At 60.6% G+C, this 19,668-nt stretch carries 15 protein-coding genes; 6 read left to right on the forward strand and 9 right to left on the reverse strand.

Annotation, left to right across the window (positions count from 1 at the left end; all coding sequences use genetic code 11):
• Window positions 1–412: 412 nt before the first annotated feature.
• The 5 genes from BM036_RS08785 to BM036_RS08805 all read right to left on the reverse strand — a co-directional run bounded on the left by BM036_RS08785 (window position 413) and on the right by BM036_RS08805 (window position 7,830).
• Window positions 413–2,662, reverse strand: a complete 2,250-nt coding sequence (locus tag BM036_RS08785) for an NADP-dependent isocitrate dehydrogenase (RefSeq protein ID WP_091850596.1) — start codon at window positions 2,660–2,662, stop codon at window positions 413–415.
• Between the two features lie 303 nt (window positions 2,663–2,965).
• Entirely contained in the window at window positions 2,966–4,960 is a 1,995-nt protein-coding gene (locus BM036_RS08790; RefSeq protein WP_091850598.1) for an acetoacetate--CoA ligase, read from the reverse strand.
• 13 nt (window positions 4,961–4,973) lie between these two features.
• Window positions 4,974–5,753, reverse strand: coding sequence for a 3-hydroxybutyrate dehydrogenase (locus BM036_RS08795; RefSeq protein WP_091850600.1), 780 nt, complete (start codon window positions 5,751–5,753; stop codon window positions 4,974–4,976).
• 150 nt (window positions 5,754–5,903) lie between these two features.
• The gene (locus BM036_RS08800) at window positions 5,904–7,376 is read right to left on the reverse strand and encodes a sigma-54 interaction domain-containing protein (protein ID WP_091850602.1); all 1,473 of its coding nucleotides are present in this window, start codon (window positions 7,374–7,376) and stop codon (window positions 5,904–5,906) included.
• A gap of 91 nt (window positions 7,377–7,467) precedes the next feature.
• Window positions 7,468–7,830 carry a DUF6164 family protein gene (locus BM036_RS08805; RefSeq protein ID WP_091850604.1) on the reverse strand — a complete coding sequence of 121 codons (363 nt, stop codon included), beginning with the start codon at window positions 7,828–7,830 and terminating at the stop codon, window positions 7,468–7,470.
• 83 nt (window positions 7,831–7,913) lie between these two features.
• On the opposite strand from BM036_RS08805, the gene BM036_RS08810 reads away from it, so the two are divergent.
• The 4 genes from BM036_RS08810 to BM036_RS08825 all read left to right on the forward strand — a co-directional run bounded on the left by BM036_RS08810 (window position 7,914) and on the right by BM036_RS08825 (window position 12,419).
• Window positions 7,914–9,293: a DUF2868 domain-containing protein gene (locus BM036_RS08810; RefSeq protein ID WP_091850606.1), complete on the forward strand. Its 1,380-nt coding sequence runs from the start codon at window positions 7,914–7,916 to the stop codon at window positions 9,291–9,293.
• The gene (locus BM036_RS08815; RefSeq protein ID WP_091850608.1) at window positions 9,280–10,734 is read left to right on the forward strand and encodes a GTPase/DUF3482 domain-containing protein; all 1,455 of its coding nucleotides are present in this window, start codon (window positions 9,280–9,282) and stop codon (window positions 10,732–10,734) included. Before BM036_RS08810 ends, BM036_RS08815 begins: the two co-directional genes overlap by 14 nt.
• Before the next feature lie 75 nt (window positions 10,735–10,809).
• A complete protein-coding gene (locus tag BM036_RS08820; RefSeq protein WP_091850611.1) occupies window positions 10,810–11,205 on the forward strand; it encodes an ectoine synthase in 396 nt (131 codons plus the stop codon).
• An 11-nt stretch (window positions 11,206–11,216) separates the two neighbouring features.
• Entirely contained in the window at window positions 11,217–12,419 is a 1,203-nt protein-coding gene (locus BM036_RS08825) for an MFS transporter (protein WP_091850613.1), read from the forward strand.
• Window positions 12,420–12,426: 7 nt separating this feature from the next.
• On the opposite strand, the gene BM036_RS08830 is transcribed toward BM036_RS08825, so the two are convergent.
• The 3 genes from BM036_RS08830 to BM036_RS08840 form a co-directional block, all read right to left on the reverse strand.
• A complete protein-coding gene (locus BM036_RS08830) occupies window positions 12,427–14,031 on the reverse strand; it encodes a Na/Pi cotransporter family protein (protein ID WP_091850615.1) in 1,605 nt (534 codons plus the stop codon).
• A gap of 187 nt (window positions 14,032–14,218) precedes the next feature.
• The gene (locus BM036_RS08835) at window positions 14,219–15,394 is read right to left on the reverse strand and encodes a type III PLP-dependent enzyme (protein ID WP_091850617.1); all 1,176 of its coding nucleotides are present in this window, start codon (window positions 15,392–15,394) and stop codon (window positions 14,219–14,221) included.
• 139 nt (window positions 15,395–15,533) lie between these two features.
• Window positions 15,534–16,343: an ATP-grasp domain-containing protein gene (locus tag BM036_RS08840; RefSeq protein WP_091850620.1), complete on the reverse strand. Its 810-nt coding sequence runs from the start codon at window positions 16,341–16,343 to the stop codon at window positions 15,534–15,536.
• 148 nt (window positions 16,344–16,491) lie between these two features.
• Between BM036_RS08840 and BM036_RS08845 the strand changes: the two genes are divergently transcribed.
• Window positions 16,492–16,860 (forward strand): DUF6746 family protein, encoded by a 369-nt coding sequence (locus tag BM036_RS08845; RefSeq protein WP_091850621.1) that lies wholly within the window; start codon window positions 16,492–16,494, stop codon window positions 16,858–16,860.
• Between the two features lie 389 nt (window positions 16,861–17,249).
• On the opposite strand, the gene BM036_RS08850 is transcribed toward BM036_RS08845, so the two are convergent.
• A complete protein-coding gene (locus BM036_RS08850; RefSeq protein ID WP_091850623.1) occupies window positions 17,250–18,266 on the reverse strand; it encodes an AraC family transcriptional regulator in 1,017 nt (338 codons plus the stop codon).
• Window positions 18,267–18,364: 98 nt separating this feature from the next.
• Here BM036_RS08850 and BM036_RS08855 point away from each other — a divergent pair, with 98 nt between their 5' ends.
• Window positions 18,365–19,666 (forward strand): flavin-containing monooxygenase, encoded by a 1,302-nt coding sequence (locus BM036_RS08855; protein WP_091850625.1) that lies wholly within the window; start codon window positions 18,365–18,367, stop codon window positions 19,664–19,666.
• Window positions 19,667–19,668 lie beyond the last annotated feature (2 nt).

Genomic DNA, 19,668 nt, shown 5'->3' on the forward strand with positions numbered 1-19,668 from the left:
AGCCATTCGTAAATTCGTGCCCGGCTCATGCCAAGCGCTTTGATGACGACTTCCGGGCTCTCGCCATCCATGACTCGTTGAACGGCGCGAACGCGAATGGCTTCTAATGTTTTGTGATCAAGTTTACGACCGTCATCGTGGCGCATGTGTGTAGATATCCGATAAGCTTGGCAAACGACCGCTACATTATAAATGATGTTCGCTTACTTTTGTACCCATTAGTATATTTCGTGTTCTTTCGTGGATTTCGTGGCTAAAACAATCCTTTCATCTTTTCCTTTCGCGTTCTCCCTCTCACCCTCTTTCCCGCTCACCCTCTTTCCCGCTCACCCTGAGCCTGTCGAAGGGCCGTGGCAATAAAAAACCCGGAGAACGTCGCCGCTCCCCGGGTTCTTTTCAGCCTGCCAGTGTATTACTTGCTGGCGCCTTCCTGGCGGGCTTCCTCAAGGATCGCATTGAGGGTCTCGCTGGGCTGCATGACCTTGCATACCTTCTCTGCGGGCGGGTGGTAGTAACCACCGATATCCGCCGGATGGCCCTGGATCACGCTCATTTCTTCCAGGATCTGGTCCTTGTTCTCTTCCAGCTTCTTCGACAGTTTCTCGAAGAACGCTTTCAGGTCCTTGTCCTTGTCCTGGTTGGCCAGCTCTTCCGCCCAGTAACGGGCCAGGTGGAAGTGACTGCCCCGGTTGTCCAGCTCACCGGTCACCCGTGATGGCGACTGGTTATTCTCCAGCAGACGGCCAGTGGCCTTGTCCAGCGCTTCGCCCATCAGGCGGGCACGGTCGTTGCTCTGCTTTTCACCGAGCTCTTCCAGGGAAACCGCAATGGCAAGGAATTCACCCAGGGAATCCCAGCGGAGGTGGTTCTCTTCGAGCAGCTGCTGTACGTGCTTGGGTGCAGAGCCGCCGGCACCGGTTTCGTACAGGCCACCACCGTTGAGCAGCGGTACGATGGACAACATCTTGGCGCTGGTGCCCAGTTCCAGGATCGGGAACAGGTCAGTCAGGTAGTCGCGCAGTACGTTACCGGTTACAGAGATAGTGTCCTTGCCACGGATCAGGCGCTCCATGGTGTGACGGATAGCCATTACCGGCGGCATGATGCGGATGTCCAGCCCCTCGGTGTCGTGCTCCTTCAGGTAGGTTTCCACCTTCTTGATCAACTGGGCGTCGTGGGGACGCTCGTCATCCAGCCAGAACACCGCCGGCATACCGCCGGAGCGTGAACGATTGACCGCCAGCTTGACCCAGTCGCGAATCGGCAGGTCCTTGGTCTGGCAGGCGCGCCAGATATCACCCTGCTCCACCTTGTGTTCGGTGAGTACGGTGCCGTCTTCGGTAACGACGCGGACAATACCGTCTTCGGGAATTTCGAAGGTCTTGTCGTGGGAACCGTATTCCTCGGCCTTCTGGGCCATCAGACCCACGTTGGGTACGGTACCCATGGTGGTGGGATCGAAGGCGCCGTGGGTCTTGCAGAAGTTGATCACTTCCTGGTAGATGGTGGCGTAGGTGGACTCGGGCATGACGGCCTTGGTGTCCTTCAGCTTGCCGTCACGGGCCCACATCTTGCCGGAGTTACGGATCATCGCCGGCATGGAAGCGTCGACGATCACGTCACTGGGCACATGCAGGTTGGTGATGCCCTTGACGGAATCCACCATGGCGATTTCCGGGCGGTGCTCGTAGGTCTTGTGCAGGTCTTCCTGAATCTGCTCCTGCTTGGACTCCGGCAACTGCTTGATCTTCTCGACCACGGACGACAGGCCGTTGTTCGGGTTAACGCCGATTTCCTGGAACAGGTCGCCGTACTTGTCGAACAACTCCTTGTAGAAGACCTTTACCGCATGCCCGAACACGATCGGGTGGGAGATCTTCATCATGGTGGCCTTGACGTGCAGGGAGAACATCACGCCGGTCTTTTCGCAGTCTTCGATGGCATCTTCGAAGAACTTCACCAGCTTCTTCTTGCTCATGAACATGCCGTCGAGCACTTCACCTTCCAGCAGGGGCAGGTCAGACTTCAGCACGGTCTGCTCGCCCTTGGTGCTTTCGAACACGATGCGGGCATTGGTGGCCTTGTCCAGGGTCACAGACTGCTCGCTGGAGTAGAAATCACCACCACGCATATGGGCTACGTGGGTGCGTGAGGCCGGGCTCCACTCCCCCATGGTGTGAGGGTATTTGCGGGCGAAGGCCTTGACCGCGGCCGGGGCGCGACGATCCGAGTTGCCTTCACGCAGCACCGGGTTTACCGCGCTGCCCAGTACCTTGGAATAACGGGCCTGGATATCCTTCTCTTCGTCGTTTTCCGGGTGTTCCTTGTACTCAGGAACCTTGTAGCCCTGATCGTTCAGTTCCTTGATCGCGGCACGAAGCTGGGGAATGGACGCGCTGATGTTCGGCAGCTTGATGATGTTGGCTTCCGGATCCTTGGTGTACTCGCCCAGTTCAGCAAGGGCGTCGGGAACACGCTGGCCTTCTTCAAGGTAGTCGGGGAACGTAGCCAGGATACGGGCGGCCAGGGAAATATCGCTGGTCTCGAAGGTAATACCCGCCGGCGTAGTGAACGTCTGAAGAATAGGCAGAAGAGAGCGGGTCGCCAGTGCCGGAGCTTCGTCGGTCAGTGTGTAGACAATCTTAGGGTTTGATTCTGTCATGTGCGTCCTCAAGGTTGGTTGTCAGTTCAGGACGGTCAGGGCTGATACCGGCGTCTTGTGGACTCCGGATTCAGGAAGCTCTGTTGCACGGGGCATCAGATAGGTCAGAGCCTCCATACGCAGACACTGATTACGAACTTTTTATTGGAGCTAGACAATATACCAGTTTTTAGGTCACTCAGGTTACGATTTTAGTCTAAAGTCGCAGCGCCCGCCGGTTGACAGACCGCACTGAAAACGACCCACAAGCCAGCTTGCAGGCCGTTCCTGACAACAGTATGACGGTCGGTTACGCTATCCCCGTTACTGACCTGGCGCCAGCAGCCCCGCCTCGGCCAGCGTTTCGCGGATGCTGTCGAGGGCTTCCGGGTTGGCCAGCGCATCCCGGTTATCCGAGCGGGCCGAGCCGTTGAGTAACCGGGCCACCGCCAGCTCCACTTTCTTGCCACTGCGAGTGTAAGGGATATCCGAAACGGCGAGGATATGCTTCGGCACGTGGCGCGGGCTGGCCCCCTCCCGGATACGCTGTCGCAGGGTCTTGGTGAGCTCCCCTGTGAGCTGATGCCCGGGCGCCGGCACGAGCAGCAGCACGATCTCCACGTCACCCTCCACCTGCCGGCCCACCACCAGGCTGTCGGCAACCTCGGCGATGGTTTCTACCTGTCGATAGATTTCCGCGGTACCGATACGGACCCCACCGGGATTCAGGGTAGCGTCGGAGCGGCCGTAGATGATCGCACCACCATGCTCGGTGAATTCGATAAAGTCGCCATGGGCCCATACGCCCGGGAAGGTATCGAAGTAGGCGCTGCGATAGCGCTCACCCGCCGGATCATTCCAGAATCGCACGGGCATGGAAGGCAGAGGCTGGCGGCAGACCAGCTCGCCCCGCCCTTCGCTCACCGGCTTGCCGTCATCGCCGTACGCCACCGCATCTACCCCCAGGAAGCGGCACTGGATCTCGCCACGACGGACTGGCAACAATGGACAGGCGCCGACGAAACATCCGCAGATATCGGTACCACCGGCAATGGAGCCAAGCAGAACCGACGGAGCTCCGTCACTGTAGACCCAGTCATAGTCCTCGGGCAGCAGCGGCGAGCCGGTGGAGAAAATCACCCGCAGGTGGCTCTGGTCCAGGTCCCTGGCGGGTTGGATTTCCGCCTTGCGGCAACCGGCCAGGAACTTCGCGCTGGTGCCGAAGTGGGTTATACGTTCGCTGGCAACCACCTCCCACAGCATGCTGATATCCGGATAGCCCGGGGAGCCGTCAACCGTTACCACGGCAGCGCCGGTCATCAGCGCCGAAACCTGCCAGTTCCACATCATCCAGCCGCAAGTAGTGAAGTACAGAAAACGGTCTTCCGGGCCTACGTCCCCGTGCAGCATTAATTCCTTGGCGTGGTTCACCAGGATGCCCGCACTGCCGTGGACGATGCACTTGGGCTTGCCGGTAGTGCCCGAGGAATAGAGGATGTAAACCGGATGGTCCGGTGGCAACGGCACAAAGGACGGGGCTTCGCCCCCGCCAGCGGCCAACGCATCGTCCCAGGTGGTGACCTTGTCGCCGGCCAGGGGCTCACCATCGGGCAGCTGTGGGATGCTGACCACGCATTTCAGGGATGGCAGCTGTGCTACCAGTTCCGCGAATTCGTCTTGGCGACGGAAAACCTTGCCGCCGTATCCGTAACCGTTGACGGTAATCAACGCCGCCGGCTCAATCTGGCCAAAACGGTCATTGATGGCGCCCACACCAAAGTCCGGTGAGGCCGAGCTCCAGATGGCCCCCATGCTGGTAGCGGCCAACATGCCGACAATAGCCTCGTAGCCGTTGGTGACGATACCCGCGACCCGGTCGCCCTGTTGCACCCCCTTACTCCGCAGGAAGGCCTCCAGGGCCCCCACATCGGCTTTCAGGCGGCGGTAGCTGCGGCGCAGGACCGGGCGCGTCTCGCAATGGGCGACAACCGCTTCGCTGTCGGCATGGTCGCCTTCCGCCATGCGCAGCAGGTTGGCGGCAAAGTTCAGTTTCATGCCCGGGAACCACTGGGCACCCGGCATTTCACGACTCCCCAGCACCGTGTCGGCAGGCGTATCGCAGACCAGTCCGCAGAAATCCCAGACCTGCTGCCAGAAGACGTCGAGGTGCTCGATGGACCACTGATGCAAGGCGTGATAATCGGTAAACGGGCCATAGCCCTGCTGTTCCAGGGAGGCCTTGAAGCGGCCCATGCGCGACTGCTCCCGGGTCTCCGGCGATGGAGTCCAGACGACGGGGGATTGCTCTGTTGTACTCATCCGAATCTCCTGTTTACTGCATGTGCCAGCCGTGACTGACCACGATGGACTGGCCAGTCAGGGCAGAGGAGGGAAAGGCAGCCAGGTGCACAGCCAGTTCCGCCACATCTTCAACGGTGGTGAACTCGCCATCCACCGTGTTCTTGAGCATGACGTTGCGGATAACCTCCTCTTCGGAGATAGCCAGCTCCTTCGCCTGTTCCGGGATTTGTTTTTCCACAAGCGGCGTACGCACGAAGCCCGGGCAGATGATATTGCTGCGAACCTTGTGTTCGGCGCCCTCTTTTGCCACGGCCCTGCAAAGTCCCAGCAAGCCATGCTTGGCGGCGACATAGGGAGATTTGAGGGGCGAGGCCTCTACCGAGTGCACCGACCCCATGTATAGCATGGCGCCGCCCTTGCCGGCGTACATCTGTCGCAGCGCAGCCCGGGTTACGAGGAAGGCACCGTGAAGGTGGACATCGATGACCTTCTGCCAGTCAGCGTAGGCCAGCTTGTGGATGGGATCGATATGCTGGATGCCGGCATTGGCCAGGGCGATATCGACGCCGCCCCACTGGTCAGCCACCGCCTTGAAGCCGTCATCCACGGCCTGCTCGTCGGTTACATCCATGGCCAGGGCAATCGCTTCGCCACCGGCCGCCCGGATGGCGTCAGCCGCTTCAGTGGCGGTTTGCAGGTCCAGGTCGGCAATGGCAACCCGGGCGCCTTCCCGGGCGTAGTGTTCGGCAATGGCGCGGCCAATGCCCCGGCCAGCGCCGGTGATGAGGGCCGTTCTGTTCTTGAGTCGCATAGCGGATACCCCTTGTTGTTGCATTGTTGGTAGTCGGGACCCGGGTGTAGCAGCATCTGTGCCGGTTATTATTTTTATTTTATATCAATGAGTTAATGTTAAAACTCTGAATTCATGGCGAATGGTATGTCCTGTTTCCTGGACAAATCGTCAATCCGGTGTCCGGCTTCCAGGACAAGTGTCCGGTTTGCAGGACATTCTGCCAAGCCTCTCATAAAGGGCCGAGCGGGACACACCCAACAACCTTGCCGCGCGCGTCCGGTTACCACCCGTTGCATCCAGTGCAGCAGTAATGGCATCGGCTTCAGCCCTGGCTAACACGTCGGCGAGAGGCCTCACAGGCAACGCAGCCGCGTCCCCAGGCCCCACACCAGGGTTCCGGCCGGTTTCGGCCGTCCCCAGCCGCGGCAACGCCTGGGCCAGTGCCCGCACATCCAACACTGAAGCATCCTCCGCCAGCGTCAGTGCCCTCTCCAGGACATTACGAAGCTCACGTACATTACCTGGCCAGCTGTGGCGCCCCAGCAGTTCCAGCGCCTCACGGGTAATGCCCGCTTCCGGGCCAGCTCCGCCGGCAAGTTCTGCCAACAGCCCCTCACACAATATGCCGAGGTCAGCAGGCCGTTCGCGCAGTGGCGGCACAAGTATCTCCAGCACATTCAGACGATAGTAAAGATCGGATCTGAACTGTCCCGCGGCAATCATGGCCGGCAGGTCACGGCTGGTCGCGGCAATGACCCGAACATCCACCGACTGAACCTGGCCCGAGCCCAGTGGCTCCACCTCACCTTCCTGCAGGGCTCGCAGAAGCTTTGCCTGCATCGGCAACGGCATGTCACCGACTTCATCGAGAAACAGGGTACCACTGTGGGCCAGCTGAAACCGGCCGTCACGATACTTGCTCGCACCGGTGAACGCCCCGGGGGCCACACCAAAGAACTCCGCTTCCAGCAGGGTTTCCGGCACGGCGGCCACGTTGACGGCAACAAAGGGGTTTTCTGCTCGGCGCGACGCGGCATGGATAGCCTGGGCCAACACCTCCTTACCGGTGCCGGTTTCTCCCCGGATAAGCACAGGCATGTCCCGCCCCGCCGCCAGCCGTGCCTTGCGCTTGACCTCCAGTGCCTGCGGTGTCGCACCAACAAAGTCAGACAGGCTGTACCGGGCACTTCGCAAGCGCCTGGCCAAAGCCTTGCGCGCGGCCTGCAGGTCCTGGTGCAACCGGCGATAGCGGGCAACCAGTGGCGTCAGCGGTTGCAGGTCATCATAGAGAACGCACGCGATAGCGCCGTTGGCGTCTCCCTGCCCGTCGTACCAGGGCAGGCGCGTGACCACCAGTTGCTGTCCCTCATGCTCCATGATGTCCAGCAACAGGGGGTCGCCGCTTTCCACCACTTCCGGCATACGACTGTGGGGGATGATGCGCCGGACCGGTTGCCCGATAATGTCGCTCTGACGTTTGCCGAGCAGCTGGCAGTAACTGTCGTTGATCCAGGTAATCCGGGATTCCCGATCAACAGCAATGGCACCGGCACTGGCCTTCTCGAACATCGCCATTAGCGCGTCGATCATTTCCCGGGTCAGCCCTTGTATACGGCCGGGCTCATAGGCTTCTGATGACATACCTTTCTCTTGTTGTTTCTACTTAACGCTTTGCCCAGGAACACCGGTATCCGACCCAGCTCCGTGACCTGCAGTGATCTCACGCCTACCGTCATCCCAGCCGGAGAAACGGGGCCAGCGAGATACCCAGAATGAACAGCAACGCCAGCAGTGCGGCAATGACGGTCACGGGCTTGCGCAGGAACTGGTGCCACACCCCCGTACCCCTGCCTTCCTGCACGGCGTCTTCCCAGGCCTGACGCTGGGTGCTCAGACGCCTGGATTGGTAGGCCTTGAGCAATTCCTTCGCACGCTCTGCCTCTGCCTCATCATGCACCCAGAAGCCGCCCATACTGATGCCCCAGAACGAGGGCGGCGTTTCGTAGTAGTTCACCTCGTGCTCCTCGAACAGGGCGCGGATTTCATCGGCCTCGTCATCGGGCACATGGCGCAGATTCATCAAATGGTGGGGCATCGGTTACACTCTCCCAGGAGTCTGCACGGCAAAAATCGTACGGACTCCAAGCCTGTTCGGTGTCATTCATACAAGGATACTCCATGCCCGGCCACCTTGAGACCCTGCTGGCCTTTGATCGTCAGTACCAGCGCGACCAGCAGCAGTCGCCGGTCTTTCTTCACCGCCGGGATCGTCGTTACGCACTGGATAGCAGTGAGGGACAGGCGCCCGACATTTCCCGGTGGCTGGCCCAGCTTCACGCCATTGGCAGCCACGGTGCTGACCGGTACGACTTTCCGGAAATCCGCTTCTGGCGGCGCTTTTCCAACGGCTTCATTGCCGCAGGAGCCCTGCTGGGTGTCATTACCATGTCCGGCCTGCTGTTCTATGACGGCGGCCAGCAGATCAATGTCACAGTCATTCTGGGCTTTGTCCTGCTGCAGCTGATGCTTGCCCTGTACACCGCCGTCCAGGGCCTGGCCGGATGGCAGCCCTGGGCGCCGTTGATACACAGCCTGCAGCAACGCTTACAGAAGCAACAGCCCTCGCCAGCACTGTCGCCCCTGCTGGGCCCGATGATGACCAGGACCGCCCAGACAGCCGGACTTGTTTTCGGGGCCACTGCCCTGATCACCCTGCTGCTTTCGGTGGTGTTCCAGGACCTTGCCTTTGGCTGGAGCACCACCCTGGACACATCCGCTGAGGCATGGCACCGGGTAGTCAGCTGGGTGGCCTTGCCCTGGTCAGGCTGGCTGCCGGTGGCCAGCCCCTCGCTGGACCTGGTGGAAGATACCCGGTTCTTCCGGCTGGAAGGAAGCGGGGTGGACACAGCGTCGGCCCGCTGGGGCGCGTGGTGGCCCTTTGTGGCCATGACCTGGCTGGCCTGGATCATCCTGCCCCGCGCCATCCTCCTGGCCGTTGCCACCGTGGACCTGCGTCGCAAGGGTCGCCGCGCCCTGACGCGACACCCGGGGTACCAGGCTCTACTATGGCGTATGGAAACGCCCGCCGTCGATACTGGCGCCGACACCCGCGACAGTGGAAAGCTTCCCGAAGATCACCATTCGGCCACAGTGACGGTTCCCCACTCTCCACTGGCGGTCAGCTGGGCAGGAGCAACGGCCGACGCCCTGCTGCCGGGAGTCGACAAGCCCCTGCCCAGGGCTGGCGGCGCCCAGAGCCTGCAGGCGGACCGGGACACGCTGGCGAACCTGGCTCATCAAATCACTGAAGGTCGCCGCCAACTGGTGGTGGTGACCCGCAGCTGGGAACCACCCACTGCAGAACTGGCGGATTTTTTGGAAGACGCCAGCGAACAGCTACCCGGTGTCACCATCACCCTGCTTCCAGTCGCTACAGAACCGGGCCAGCGACCGGATGAACAGAAGCTGGGTCAGTGGCTACGGTTCGCCGAGCGAGTCGGGCAGGGGGTCCGTGTAGCCGCGGCTGAAACACAGGAGGCCGCCCATGGTGTCCAGTGAGGAGGCGCCGGTATTCGCTGTTGTGGGCCACCCCAACCGGGGCAAGTCCAGTGTCGTAGCCACCCTTTCCCAGAACGACAGCATCGCCATTGCCCTGGAACCGGGTACAACCCGGGAGAGCCAGACCTACCCCCTGCGGGTGGACGGCCGCACGCTCTACACGCTGGTGGACACCCCCGGTTTCCAACGTCCCCGGCGGGTACTGGAGTGGCTGGAAGCCCACAGTCTGTCCGCCTCGGACCGCCCGGATACCGTAGCCGCCTTTGTTCACCAGCACCGGGACAACCCGCGCTTCCGGGACGAATGTGAACTGCTGGCGCCGATCATCGAGGGCGCCGGGATCATTTACGTAGTGGACGGCTCGGTGCCTTATACCGCGGAACAGGAAGCGGAAATGACGATATTGCGCTGGACAGGTCAACCCAGCCTGGCGCTCATCAACCGCATCGGCCCGGACGATCACACCGCCAGCTGGCAATCCGCACTGGGGCAGTTCTTCCAGATTGTCCGCAATTTCGATGCGGTTCGCGCCCCGTTTGAGCAGCACCTGGGTCTGCTGAAGGCATTTGGCCAGCTGCGCCCGGACTGGGAGCAGCCGCTGGAAGACGCCGTGGGCTTCCTGACCCGGCAACGGGAAGACCGGCAATGGCGATCCGCCCATCTGATTGCCGCGGCACTGGCCGAGATGATGACCCACCAGGAATCCCGCACACTGCCGAAAACCCTGGACACTGCAGGCAGCGATAGCCGGCAGGCCCTGGAAGCGCGCCTGCGGGAACGCTGGTACCAGTACCAGCGGGAACGGGAGGAGACGTTACGGAGGGACGTCGAGACGCTCTACCAGCATCACCAAATCGCCCGCCAGGAAGCTGCCCTGAGCTGGCACCATGACCACGACCTGTTCAGCGAGGAAACCCGGCAGGTCTGGGCCGTCAGCAAGGCCTACCTGGCCACCGCCGGTTTTGGCGCCGGGGCGGTCGGGGGTGTCGGTATCGACGCCCTGACCCTGGGGCACTCCCTTGGCGCAGGCGCCCTCATCGGAGGTTTGCTGGGGGCGGCGGGCAGCTACTTCTATGGCGACCGACTCGCTATACGAGCACTCAGTCTGGGCTCTCTCAAGGGCGCAGGTGACCTGCAAACTGCCACCTTTGGCCCGGTGCAGGACCTCCAGTTCGGCTATATTGTTCTGGGAAGGGCCGTAGATCACTGGTGGCATATCAGCCAGCGGAACCATGCCGGTCGTGAGCCGCTGGAGTTACCGCCGTCAGAAAGCCACTGGCTGGAGAACCTCCATAGCGAAACCCGCAAGGCTATCCAGCAGGCCCTCACCCGGCTACGCAAGAACCGCAAGCTCAGCCACGGTGAACAGCAGGAACTTGAAGTGGCCCTGCACAGTGCTCTGGAAGGGTATAGCCACTGGCGCCTGGAAAGCATCGCTTGAAATGCATAGAGGTCTAATGTTTATACTATAAAGCTGTTTCACCCGATTCTGGCCAATCAACCATGAGGTACGCCCATGAAAATCGTTAGAGTTCAGGACATCATTGGTACCGAGCGTGAAGTCAGTGACAAGCAGTGGACCAGCCGCCGCCTTCTGCTCAAGAAGGATGGAATGGGATTCTCCTTCCACGAAACCATCATCAAGGCAGGCTCCGAGCATACCTTCTGGTACAAGCACCACCTGGAAGCGGTTTACTGCGTTGCCGGTAATGGTCGCATCAAGGACCTGGCCACGGGTGAAGTCCATGAGATCACCGACGGTACCCTCTACGCCCTCGACAACCACGACAAGCACACCCTGTACGGTGGCACCGAGGACATGCGCCTGATTTGCGCCTTCAACCCGCCGGTGACCGGCCAGGAAGTCCATGACGAGGACGGCGCCTACTTGCCGGACACCAGCGATAACTGATCCGGTCTGATATGGCAGCTGACCCGACCGCTGTCACACCGCCACCGCCAGCGCGCCTGCTGCCGGTGGCGGTTTTGCTTTGGCTGGCGGGTCTTTACCTGCGGGTCCCGATCCTGGTGGCGCCGCCGCTGGCACCGTTTATCAGTGCCGACCTGGGTCTGAACCAGGCCCTGACCGGGGCGCTCACTACCCTGCCCATCCTGATGCTCGCCATCGGCGCCATGCCTGGCTCCCTGGCCATATCCCGCCTCGGACCCCGCAATACCCTGGTACTGGCCATGGTCATTATGGCGCTTGGTTCCGCCGCCCGCGGCATGGCTCCCGAAATTGCCACCGTGTTAGCCGCCAGCACCGTCATGGGACTTGGCATTGCCATGATGCAGCCAGCTTTACCGGCACTGCTACCCCGATGGCTGCAGCCCCACCATGTTGCCATGGGCACGGCAATTTATATGAACGGCATGCTGATGGGGGAATTCGTAGGGGCTGGCGTGACCCTGCCGGTCCTGGTCCCCCTGATGGATAACAGCTGGCGGCTGACCCTGCTGGCCTGGTCACTTCCGGCCCTGCTGGTAGCCGCCGGCCTGTTCCTGCCGAAACGGGACCTGGCCCGCCCGGCACAGCGTGCCGCCTGGTTGCCGGACTGGTCCAACCCACTGACCCTGAAAATCGGTGTGTTGCTGGGTCTGTCCGCATCCATGTTCTTCGGGCTCAATGCCTACATGGGCAACCTGCTCGAGCAGACCGGGCACTTCGACAAACTCTCCCGGGCCCTGTTCTTCTACAACATTGCCCAGGTGTTCGCCTCGCTGGTGATGCTGAAAACCGCACGCCGATGGGTTGGCCGTCGCTACCTGATCGGGGTGATGGCGGTGGTCAGCGTGGTAGGCACCATCGGCGCCATTGTGCTGGAAGGCTGGTGGGCCATTGCCAGTGCCACGGTGATGAGCTTCGTGGCAGGCATACTGCTGATCCTGCTGGTGGCCCTGCCACCATTGCTGACCCGCCCCGGAGAAACCGGTCGGCTGTCGGCAGGTACCTTTCTGGTGGGTTACACCATTGCCTTCGTTGTGCCCATGATCGGCGGAGCCGTAGCCGACATGACCGGCGATGTTCGTCACAGCATCCTGGTAATGATTGTCTATAGTGTTCTGGTACTGCCGGTGATCCGGACCCTGGACCTTACGCCTGCAAGGCGCGCCCAGGAAAGTTGATCCCGATTCAGGGTTCGGCCTGGGGCGATTCACCGCCTGAGTCTGAGCCGGCCAGCATGGCCTTTGCCTTGATACCCTGATCCAGCATCCGTCGCAGGGCGCTCAGGTCATCCAGCGCTGCCTGGCCCCGGTCTTCGTCCACCTCACCGTTCACGATGGCCCGTAATACGGACACCTTGAGCTTCTGGTAAAGGGCTTCCGCTTCCCTGACGGCTCCACTGTCGCGGTCTTCCGAAGTCAGTAGTTGGTTGAGCGCTTCCAGATATCGGTCCATCAGCAGCCTGACCGTCTGTTCCGGCATCGCACGACGTAGTTCACGCAGCCGGATGGCACTGCCAGCCTGTCCGGCCACTTCCGACAGGTAACGGGCGGTGCGAACCGCCACGGTCAGTTGTTCCACCAGCTCTGGAGACATTTTCTCTGCCCGGGTCCTGGCGGCAAATCCGGTAATGGCGTTATACAGGCTATGGATAGCCGAAGTCTGGCGGGCACCCGCCACCACCGTCATACCCTCCCGGGTGAGGGCGGCGTGGACCAGGCCGGTGACCAGCTCTTCCATCCGCTCCAGCTCCTGTTGCAACGCACCCACCGCCAGCTCCGGGGTCGAGGCGACGGTACGGTCAAGGTAGCGGGGCCGTGACAGATCCTCCTCGGCACTGCGAAAAAACCGGTCCAGCCGACGGGCCAGCCAGGGCACCAGGGGCAGGAGCAGGGCAATACCGATGAGCTTGAACAGGGTATGGAAGGCCGCCAGCAGAATGGCCGGGCTGCCTTCCAGGTCCAGCCAGTCCGCCAGCAGGCCCGCAAGGGCCAGGACAAGGGGCATAACCGCCAGGGCGATAACACCGGCAACAACATTAAACAGGATATGGCTCGTGGCCAGGCGGCGAGCATTCGCGGTCGCGTTGAGCACCGCCACCGCCGCGGTTGAGGTGGTACCCAGGCTGGCACCAATCACGCCGGCAGCGCCGGCTTCCAGGCTGATCACGCCGGTACCGGCCGCCGTCAACACAATGGCCAGGGTCGCCGACGAAGACTGGGTAAGCAGGGTGATCACAAAGCCGATACCCAGGTACATGGCCCAATGGGCACCTGCACCGCCTTCAACGGTGGAACTGAAACCCGTGGCAAAGCCCCCCAGGGAATCCTTAAGCAGGTCCAGTCCCAGGAAGAACAGCCCGAAACCAGCCAACGCTTCACCAAGCGAAGCCCAGCGGCTACCGGAGCCGGCAATACGGAGAATGACACCCACGGTCAGGATAGGCAGCGCCAGGGCACTGACCTTGAACCCACTGCCCACCAGCGCTACCAGCCAGCTGGTCACCGTAGTACCCACGTTAGCCCCGAACACCACGGCAATCGCCTGGGACAGGGTCAGCATCCCGGCGTTGACGAAGCCGATGGTAGCTACCGTCACCGCACTGGATGACTGAACCAGGCCGGTAATCAGGATACCCGTGGCCAGCCCCCGCAGCGGTCGGTCTGTCCATCGCTCCAGCAGGCGTTTGAGCCCGGCACCGGCAAAGGTTTTCAGGCCATCGGTCATCATGCCCATGGCCAGCAGGAACAGGGCGAGGCCGCCAGCGGCCTGGACAATCACTGAAAAACTCAAGAAAAGGACTCCATGTCAGGTGGGTCGAGGCCAATTCCGGTTTGCTTCTTCCAGAGCAGGCCACCCCATGGATAACAAGCCGTGGGGTGGGGGCAGGTTTCTGTAGGGAACAATTGTCTGAGCGAAGCGAGTTTTTTGTTTCCGTAAGAAACCTGCCCCCGCCCTGCGGCTTACACCGAGAGTGACCTCAGATGTAGTAGTCTTTCAACGGAGGAAAGCCGTTAAATTCCACCGCACTGTAAGTCGTAGTATAGGCACCGGTGGACAGCCAGTACATCCGGTCACCGATAGCCAGGTTCAGCGGCAGCGGGTACTTGTGGTGCTCATACATGATGTCAGCACTGTCACAGGTCGGCCCCGCGATCACACAGTCCTCGCCTTCACCGGTTTTCTCGGTCCAGATAGGGAACTTGATGGACTCGTCCAGGGTTTCGATCAGCCCGCTGAACTTGCCCACATCGGTGAACACCCATCGGTGCAGCGCGGTACGGGATTTACGGGAAATCAGCACCACCTCGCTTACCAGCACACCGGCATTGGAAATCAGTGAGCGCCCCGGCTCAATGATGATCTCCGGCAGGTCATCGCCGAAATCCTCCTGCAGGAAGCGGGCGATTTCCTCGGCATATACACGCAATTCGTTGGTGCGGGTGATGTAGTTGGCCGGAAAGCCCCCGCCCATGTTGATCATCTTCAGCTCGATGCCGTCTTCTTCCTTCAGGCGCTCGAAGATGACCTTTACCTTGCCAAGGGCCGCATCCCAGGCACCGATTTCCCGCTGCTGGGAACCCACGTGGAAAGATACACCGTAAGGTACCAGGCCCAGGTCGCGGGCCAGGATCAGCAGATCCATGGCCATATCCGCCTGGCAGCCGAACTTGCGGGACAGGGGCCAGTCTGCAGTCAGGGTGCCTTCGGTCAGAATGCGCACATAGACCTTCGATCCGGGCGCCGCCTTGGCAATATTACGCAGGTCTGCCTCGGAGTCAGTGGCAAACATGCGGACACCCTTCTCGTAAAAGGTGCGCACGTCCTTCGCTTTCTTGATGGTATTGCCATAGCTGATCCGGTCACCGGTCACCCCCAGTGCCATCACCTTTTCCAGCTCGTACACCGATGCAATATCGAAATTGGCACCCTTGTCCCGCAACATGGTCAGAATCTGCGGAGCCGGGTTCGCCTTCACTGCGTAGTAGACCCTGGCATAGGGAAAACCTTCCACCAGCTCATCGTACTGACGGTTGATTGTGGCGGTGTCGATGACCACGAATGGCGTTTCCTTCGTGTTTGCAAAATCCTTGATGCGTTTGAAGGTCTCGGCGTCGTAGTAATCGGCGATGTTGGCGTTGGCGAGGTCGGTCATGGGTGGTGTTTCCCTCCACAGGGTATACGCGCAATAAAAAAGGGTGACAGTCTGGCTGCCACCCCGTAATTTGCGCGATCATCGAGCTTTTTCAGATACCCGGATATGAGCAGAAGTACCCATAACCAAAGGTGTTAATTCACACCGCAACCGGCCACAAAGGCGCTGGTCCATCCGGGTCTTCCGGCGCACTCTTGCTACGCAGGTAACCCAGAATGGCGTCTTTCAGCTCCGAACCCTGCCCAAGCCCCTGATTGCCGAATAACCTGTTGAATTCGAGCACGTAGGGATAGCCCTCAACCAGGGCAATATCAAAACCCACATGGTCCACACCCAGCCTCTGGGCCATTCGTAACGCCAGGTCCGTAACAACCGCCGGCACCGGCGCATTATCAATGCCCCCGCCGCGGGCCACATTGTTATAGAACCCCTGCTCCGCCTGGGTCCGCCAATAGGCAGTCACCACCTGGTCACCGACAACCACTACCCGCACATCCCGGTCGATCGGCAGGTATTCCTGCACATACAGCACCGGCGTCTTCTCGCAGTAGGAAAGCCAGTCCTTGCGGGATTCAATCAGCCACACGCCTTCACCCATGGAAGCCTTTGGTAGCTTGGCGACAAATGGCAGCGGCATGGTGTTCCAGATCTGGTCACGTTCTTCCGGGCCGTTGGCCTCGATAAGGGTCCAGGGGGTGTGCTCGGGCGCCACCGTCTGGAACGCCCGGGTCATCTCCACCTTGTCATGGCCAATGCGGTAGCTCGCCTCACTGGGGAAAACCCGGCAGCCCAGGCCGTAGACCAGCGCGTTCAACTGCCAATACTCCGGAAACAATACCCAGTCCGCATCCTGCAACAGCGGTTTATGGTTCAGGAACTGTGCTGGCTTGAGCACAGTGGTATCTGGGAAGCCGAGGGTTCGGAAAATATCAAAGGAAACCAGGTGCATGGGACCAGGGCACTCGAATGGAAAGTGTGCATTTTATGCGCAACCCGGGAACTGGCAAGAATTATTTACCGAAGCTTGATCTGCGTCATTTAATAGGACTATGATGCGGATGATAATGCTTATCACTTAATAAACGGAGATGAATTCCATGAAAACCCTGATCCAATGCACCACCCTGACCGCCGCCCTGGCTTTCTCTGGCCTGGCTGTTGCCACTGACGTTGAACACTTCGAAGGCAAGGACTCCAATACATTGCCGGAAGCTGTCGCCAACTTCTCTGAGTACAATGACAAGCTGGAAGCGGTTCTGGACGGCGAGCTGACGCCGGAGGCCATGAATGAGGTTCACCAGCTGACCTATACCCTGGAGAAAGCCATTGCCAAAATGAGTGAGGAGCTGGATAACCTGGCGGTGACCCTGGAGGAAGTGCACCTGGCTTCCGAGAGTGCCGACGGTGACACGGTATCTGAGCAAGGCGCTGCCTATCTGGAGAAGTCCCGGCAATTGGTGAAGTAATTCTCAGGCCAGTGGCCAGCGTAGGTAGCCGGATTGGCTCGGAGTCTGGCGGCAGGGTGAGGGGGTATTTTCTTCGCCGCAATTCACGGTCCATCCCTGGACCGGCCTTGCTCCGCGCCATCCCTGGCGCTGCTACGAAAATACCCCCTCACCCCACCGCCGACGATTTACTCGGTAGTCCGCCAGAAAAAACAGTCAGCGCCTTGGCTCGATATCAGAAATATCTCTTACGTCGATAACACGGAGGTGCTGGAAGGTCTTTTTAGAGCAGGGCCATGGATGGCCCGAAGCAAGGCCGGCCCAGGGATGGGCCGTGAATTGCGGCGGCAAAAAGACCTTCCAGCACCTGCGTGCAGGCACCCAACCAAGCAGGCTACAATAATCCAGCACTAATCGAGCAAAGAAGAACGAAACCGGGAAGGACTAACCCCCTCCCACCGCCGAAAAGCCCGCGAAAAAGCCGCCTCCTCAGAAAAACCAAGTTGTTCGGAAACCGAAGTCACCGAGCCCCCCGACCGAAGCAATCCAACCGCCAGCCGATGCAATTCCCGCTCGCGCAACACCTTGAAGGAAAGCCCCTCCTCGGCGAGCAACCGGGTCAAGTGCCGCCCGCTCATATGTAGGTCCGACGCAACCCGCTCCTTGCCCCAGCCGGGATGCTGCCGGACCAGCTGACTCACCTGACCACTCAGACTCTGATGACCAAGCGCCTCCAGCGTATAATCCGCCAGCTGCCGCAAATGGTCCCGCAGGGCGCTGTTGGCCTGGATCAGCGGCAACTGCCCCTGGTCCCGATGGAACTGCAGACAGTTACGACCAGCGCCGAACGCCACCGCCATACCCAATCGCTCACGATAGACTGACTCACCGACCTCCGGCTCATGGGCAAACAGGAGGGTTTCAGGCAAAAAGGCCTCCCCCGTTGCCCAACCGGCCAACCGCACCAGCGACGCCATAACGGCTTCAACCCGTTCGGCCAACCGCACCAGCGACGCCATAACGGCTTCAACCCGTTCGGCCACCCGCACCCGGAACTCCGGGTGATAACACAACAACAGGTGATCTCCTTCCTCCGACAGCGAAAACTCACCGCCATCGCCCACCACCGGCGCATACTCCACCAGTGCCTCCAGGCCATCCCGCAAGGTATCGCAGCTGACCAATAGCATGCCGGCGCTGTCCAGATGCCCAACCTGCAAACCCAGACCAATATCGAGGCCCGCCAGCGGATCATTGGCCTGGCGGCAGTATTCCTCCCACAGCTGATCCTGCACCGCCAGCGGCACCCGTTGACCTGGCACCACCTCACAGGTAATAGAGTCCGGCAGGGTAAGTCCACGGCGATGGGCCGCCTGCAGGATCGCCTGGGCGTAGAGGTGAGTTACACTGGGTGTGCTTCCGATCATGGCCCGAATTGTCGTGGTTTGTGTCCCGTCCGGTCAGGAAAACCGGCGCATCAAATCGTAAGATACGGGATCATAACAACAAAATCAGGAAAACCATCATGTACGCAGTGATCGGCGCCGGCCCCATGGGCCTGGCCTGTGCCCGCAACCTTCAGAAACAGGGTATCCCCTTTACCGGATTCGAACTCCACAGCGATGTGGGCGGTCTGTGGGACATCGACAACCCCCACAGCACCATGTACGACACCGCCCACCTGATTTCCTCCAGGCGAATGACCGAGTTCACCGAGTTTCCCATGAAGGATTCGGTGGCCCAGTATCCCAGCCACCATGAGCTGAAAACCTACTTCCGGGACTTCGTGGACCATTTCGGCCTGCGGGAGCATTACGAGTTCAACACCCGGGTGGTCCGTGTCGAGCCCGACGGCGACGAGTGGCAGATCACCACCGAGCGTGATGGCCAGCAACAGACCCGGGCCTTTGCCGGAGTGATGATTGCCAACGGCACCCTGCATACCCCCAACATGCCCGAGCTGCCCGGTGACTTTGCCGGCACCGTGATGCATTCCGCTGAGTATCGTAATCCCGAAGTCTTCCGGGACAAGCGGGTGCTGGTGGTGGGCTGTGGTAACTCAGGGGCGGACATTGCCGTGGATGCGGTGCACCATGCCCGCTCCGTCGATATGAGCCTGCGCCGGGGCTATTACTTCCTGCCCAAGTTTCTCAAGGGCAGGCCCATCGATACCATCGGCGGCAAGCTGAAACTGCCCCGGCCCATCAAGCAGCGTATGGATGCCCTGCTGATTCGCATGGTGATGGGCAAGCCTTCCGATTACGGCCTGCCGGACCCGGATTACCGCATGTACGAGTCCCACCCGGTGATCAACTCGCTGGTACTTCACCACCTTGGCCATGGCGATATCCACCCGCGCCGCTCCATTGACCGCATCGAGGGGCACACGGTGCACTTCAGCGACGGCGAGTCCGGGGACTATGACCTGATCCTGATGGCCACCGGCTATCTGCTGGACTACCCGTTCATCGACCGCAAACACCTCAACTGGCCAGATAACGAGGACGCCCCCCGGCTGTACCTGAACATGATGCACCCGGACTACGACAACCTGTTCCTGATGGGCATGATCGAGGCCACCGGCCTGGGCTGGGAAGGCCGTAACCAGCAGGCGCGGCTGGCTGCCCTGTTCATCCGTGAACAGCAGAAAGGGTCGGCAGCGGCCGGTGCCCTGCGCCAGAAAAAGAAAACCCATGCCGGTGAACGGCTGGACGGCGGCTATAACTACATCAAGCTGGCCCGCATGGCCTACTATGTAAACAAGGACGCCTACCTGGACAGCCTGGCCAGCCATATTGCGGACCTTGAACCCGGCAGCAAGGGGTAAGC

It is taken from the genome of Marinobacter segnicrescens, assembly GCF_900111555.1.
In the GTDB taxonomy this organism is placed as follows: domain Bacteria; phylum Pseudomonadota; class Gammaproteobacteria; order Pseudomonadales; family Oleiphilaceae; genus Marinobacter; species Marinobacter segnicrescens.